This is a genomic window from Endozoicomonas sp. ONNA2 (assembly GCF_024606365.1).
GTDB lineage: Bacteria > Pseudomonadota > Gammaproteobacteria > Pseudomonadales > Endozoicomonadaceae > Endozoicomonas.
Map to the genome: position 1 here is coordinate 1 of NZ_JAHHPO010000767.1, position 4806 is coordinate 4806.

Consider the following 4806-nt stretch of genomic DNA (forward strand, 5'->3'; position numbering starts at 1 on the left):
AAACAATCGTCCACAATACCAATGGCGTTCTGTTTTATCAGACTGCAGAGCCTTGAAATGAAACCAATACCATTCAACCTGTCTTTCAGGTATTGATACCAAACAATAATTCTGTTCGTTTTCGCAACATATCCCTGAATTTATTCGGATCAAGAAAGTGACGCAGGAGGTTTTCCTCCTGCTCATTGCCTGGCTGCGTTTCCGGATACACAAAAGTAATCAGCCGCGACACCCAGAATCTGAAGGCGGCCAGCCGCAACATGATTGGCCAGGCTTTTTGCTCATTCCTGGTAAGAGGCCGGACCTGCGCATACGACTCAGTGAGTGCTTTTATGCGTTGGCCATCCAGTTCAAACGCATCAGTAAGACACCAGTCGTTTACAGTTACCGCCAGGTCATAGATCAGCCAATCATTGCAGGCCTGATAGAAGTCGATCACGGCTGAGATTCTACCTTGTTCAAACAGCACATTATTATGAAACAGGTCGCCATGAATCAACCCGGTTGGCAAATTGGCAAATGCCTTGAGTGCATCACAGATGCTTTGCCATTGCTCAGCCATAAAGTGGGCATCATCCTTGCCAAGCAATGGAATGAGTCTTTGCTGCTGGGCATCAAGCCAGGAAAGTCCTCGCTGGTTCTCCTGATAAAGGGAGGAACCTTGTCCTGCCCTGTGGATTTTTGCCAGCATAGCACCAATCTGCTGGCATTGGTTCACAGTGAGGTTTGTGGCGTCAGGATGGTGCCCGGCAAAGCATGGCACAATCAGCGCAGGTTTGCCCTTTACCGACTGGAGGGCAACGTCGCGTTTATCTCTGATCGGATTGGGCACAGGCAAACCGGAGGCTTTAAGCGCATCGGTATAGTTGATGAAAAAGGGTAATGTGTCCGCTGGCAGGTACTCAAACAGCGTTAATACATAACGTCGCAGCTGGCCGTTATCATCAACGTCAAGAAAGTAGTTGGTGTTCTCAACACCACTTTCAATGCCTTTGAAGGATGTCAAGACACCCATGTCGTAACGCGTCAGAAGTTGTGCAATATCCTGCTGTGTCAAATGGGTATAAACAGACATGAAGTCCCTGTCCTGAAATAGTTAGATTTGTGGTGCTCAGTGCCACTCAAAAATGGTCCATGAAGGCACTAGCAAGGTACGTTTTGTCGGGTCAATGGGGTTGCCTTCATTATCCGTGGCAATCAGGTAGTAAGGCTTACCCACCTTGGGAATCACCTGAATGGCATAAAGCTGGCCACCGACCCGGTACTCTTTATAGGTTCTGGAATCACCGGTGCGAATCACTACCGATGTGCCATCCCTGTTCTCCAGTGCTTCAGGGCGCAGGTGTCCGGGAATCTTTTTAATGGCTTCATCAGCAAACACAACGGCTGGCGGGCCCTTGGGTGAATCCGTATGGCCTGTTGGCAGCTCCGGCCTTGAACCTTCCGGACCGTGAGCCGCACAACCAAAAAGTAACAAGGGTAAGAAAACCAGAGCCAACTGCACTCTTTTTTTGGAGGGTTTCATCAGGAGCCTCATGCTAATTGCGGTGGAAACCATTAAACTGCCAGCATTTTATACCCAGTTATCCAGAATCGTAAGTGAGTTCGTAATCCATGTCAGAACCAGTCAGTACACCGCCACTCATACTCGTCGATGGCTCATCTTACCTCTATCGCGCATTTCATGCTTCTGAGCGTGCCAATCTGCGCACGGCTGATGGTCGACCAACGGGGGCTATCCGGGTCATGACGAATATGTTGCGCAGTCTGATGCGTCAGTATCAGGATAGCCATGTTGCGGTCATTTTTGATGCCAGGGGAAAAAACTTCCGCCATGACCTGTACAGCGAGTACAAAGCCACCCGAAAGCCCATGCCGGACGACTTGCGCTCGCAAATAGAGCCAATACATCAAATTGTCCGGGCTCTTGGTCTGCCCCTGTTAATGATTGACGGCGTTGAGGCGGATGATGTGATTGGTACGCTGGCCAGACAGGCAACCGAGAAAAAGATCAATACCATCATTTCCACCGGTGACAAGGATATTGCCCAGCTGGTGACTGAGCATGTGTCGCTGATTGATACCATGAACGATGTGTATACCGATCAACAGGGAGTTGAGAGCAGGTTTGGTATTCCGGCCAACCTGATTATTGATTATCTGGCATTGATGGGTGACACCAGCGATAACATCCCCGGCATGCCCGGTGTTGGTGAGAAAACTGCGTTGGCTCTGCTTAATGGTATCGGCAGTATCGATGAGATTGCCGGGCGGCTGGATGAGGTGGCGGCACTTGGGTTTCGGGGGAGCAAAAACTTCGCCGGGAAGTTCACAGAGCATCAAGAGACTGTGATGCTATCCCGGCAGCTGGCCACCATCAAGACCGATGTAGCACTGCCGGTTTCCATTGATAATCTGGCGATGCAGCCCGTTGACCAAGAGCAACTGTTAGCGCTGTTTAAAGAGTACGAATTCAGGACGTTGATTGCTGAGTTGGATAAAGATGGCTTTTTTTCAGCCAGTCATGAGTCTGACGGCACAGCATCAGGCGCTACCGGCGAGTATTCAGTGGTTACGGATGAGAAGGAATTTCTGGACTGGATGAAACAGCTTGAAGCCGCACAGCTGTTTGCCTTCGATACCGAAACCACCAGCCTGGATTACATGGTGGCTGACCTGGTGGGTGTCTCATTTGCCATTGAGCCTGGCAAGGCGGTTTATGTACCTGTTGCCCATGATTATCTGGGGGTGCCGACCCAGCTGAAAAGAGAGTGGGTACTGGCAAAATTGAAACCGCTGCTGGAAGACCCGGCGAAACCCAAAGTAGGCCAGAACATTAAGTACGACCAAAGCGTGCTGGCCCAATACGACATTCAAATGCAGGGGGTCGCTTTTGATACCATGCTTGAGTCCTACTGTTTGAACTCCGTAGCCACCCGTCACAATATGGATGCCCTGGCTAAATATTATCTGGGTTATAAAACCATCAAATATGAGGATATTGCTGGCAAAGGTATTAAACAACTGACGTTTAATCAGGTTGGGCTTGAGATAGCTGGCCCCTATGCGGCAGAAGATGCCGATATCACTTTACGTCTGCATCAGGCCATCTGGGGGCAGTTGCAGTCTGAACCTGCCTTGCAGCAGGTTTTCCAAAAAATAGAAATGCCGTTGGTGGATATTCTTTCACGTATTGAGCGTCACGGTGCCCTGGTTGACGGTGTCTTGCTTAAACAGCAGAGTCTGGAGATTGGCCAACGCCTCAAGTCGTTGGAACAAGCGGCGCACGATGCGGCAGGTGAGGTATTTAATTTATCATCACCCAAACAGTTGCAGGCGCTTTTGTTTGATAAACTACAGCTGCCAGTTATCAAGAAAACCCCCAAGGGGCAGCCATCCACCGCAGAAGAGGTACTGCAGGAGCTTGCCCTGGATTATGAACTCCCCAGGCTTGTGCTTGAGCATCGGGGTCTGAGCAAGCTCAAGTCCACCTATACCGATAAACTACCGCAGATGATTAATGGAACGACAGGACGAATCCATACCTCTTACCATCAGGCAGTCACAGCCACTGGACGACTCTCCTCCTCGGACCCTAACCTGCAGAATATTCCCATTCGAACACCGGAAGGCCGTCGGGTACGACAGGCGTTTATTGCTCCGGAAGGCTACAAGCTTGTAGCTGCAGATTACTCACAGATTGAGCTGAGAATCATGGCACATTTATCTGGCGATAAAGGCCTGCTGGATGCTTTTGCCCATGGTCTCGATATCCATAAGGCAACGGCGGCTGACGTGTTTGGCGTGGCGCTGGATGAGGTAACGACGGATCAGCGACGCAGTGCCAAGGCCATTAACTTTGGCCTGATCTATGGTATGTCTTCGTTTGGACTTGCCAAACAGCTGGGGGTATCCAGGAAATCGGCACAGGAATATATCGACCTGTACTTTGCACGCTATCCGGGGGTTTTAAGGTACATGGAAGTCACCAAAGACTTCGCCCGGGAAAAGGGGTACGTGGAGACAATATCAGGTCGTCGTCTGTATCTGCCGGAAATCAATGCCAGAACCAGTACGCGCCGCCAGGGGGCTGAGCGAACAGCGATCAATGCGCCTATGCAGGGGACTGCCGCCGATATTATCAAGCAAGCAATGATCAGGGTTGATGAGTGGTTGAAAACGTCAGGGCTTGATGCCCGCGTCATTATGCAGGTTCATGATGAACTGGTGCTTGAGGTTGCCCATGAGAGTGTAGAGACCGTTGTTGACAAGATAAAAGAGCAGATGTCCAGTGCTGCCCGGCTCTCTGTGCCACTTTTGGTTGAAGTGGGTATTGGGGATAACTGGGACGAAGCCCACTAATACCAATTCCAGCTTCTGAATATGGGCTGCATAGCCATTTTGGACAGCTGGATCTTTGTTGGAATTCCTTGCAATAGCCGTGTTATTACCCTTCTTGCCCGGCTCCAGAATGACGTGCTCGCTATCATATTCAGTAGGCGGAATTGGTATAACTGCTATGGGTTAAATTTTTTTTCATTTTCAGGGAACTTTTTGAAATTTTGCTTGTCTGAATATATGAGGGTAAGAAAAAAGTAGTGGCACGCTCTGATTTCTTACCCTTATTGTGTGTTTTGTGTTGACATTAACTTAAGCTGTAGGTTGCTCCCTGTAGCCGACGCTATATAGCCAGTATTCTTTCCCCGAATACTGGTTTTTTTTTGTGCCGAGTTTTTATGCAGTCTAATTCAGTATAAGTAGCTGGCCATATGGAATCGAATATTTCTGGCTACTTGGGCTGGTACT

The 4806-nt window shown here is 49.5% G+C and carries 3 protein-coding genes; 1 reads left to right on the forward strand and 2 read right to left on the reverse strand.

The features are described from left to right. Positions 1-85: 85 nt before the first annotated feature. Both KDK14_RS13645 and KDK14_RS13650 read right to left on the reverse strand, forming a co-directional pair. Positions 86-1075 (reverse strand): homoserine kinase, encoded by a 990-nt coding sequence (locus KDK14_RS13645; protein ID WP_257265718.1) that lies wholly within the window; start codon positions 1073-1075, stop codon positions 86-88. Positions 1076-1111: 36 nt separating this feature from the next. Further along, positions 1112-1525: a DUF2782 domain-containing protein gene (locus tag KDK14_RS13650; RefSeq protein WP_257265719.1), complete on the reverse strand. Its 414-nt coding sequence runs from the start codon at positions 1523-1525 to the stop codon at positions 1112-1114. An 89-nt stretch (positions 1526-1614) separates the two neighbouring features. On the opposite strand from KDK14_RS13650, the gene polA reads away from it, so the two are divergent. Then, complete coding sequence (gene polA / locus KDK14_RS13655) at positions 1615-4362, forward strand: DNA polymerase I (protein WP_257265720.1); 2748 nt, start codon at positions 1615-1617, stop codon at positions 4360-4362. Positions 4363-4806: the final 444 nt, after the last annotated feature.

Coding starts and splice junctions, on each gene's coding strand:
- KDK14_RS13645 (WP_257265718.1), bottom strand. CDS start 1,075: ATGTCTGTTTATACCCATTTGACACAGCAGGATATTGCACAACTTCTG.
- KDK14_RS13650 (WP_257265719.1), bottom strand. CDS start 1,525: ATGAAACCCTCCAAAAAAAGAGTGCAGTTGGCTCTGGTTTTCTTACCC.
- polA (WP_257265720.1), top strand. CDS start 1,615: ATGTCAGAACCAGTCAGTACACCGCCACTCATACTCGTCGATGGCTCA.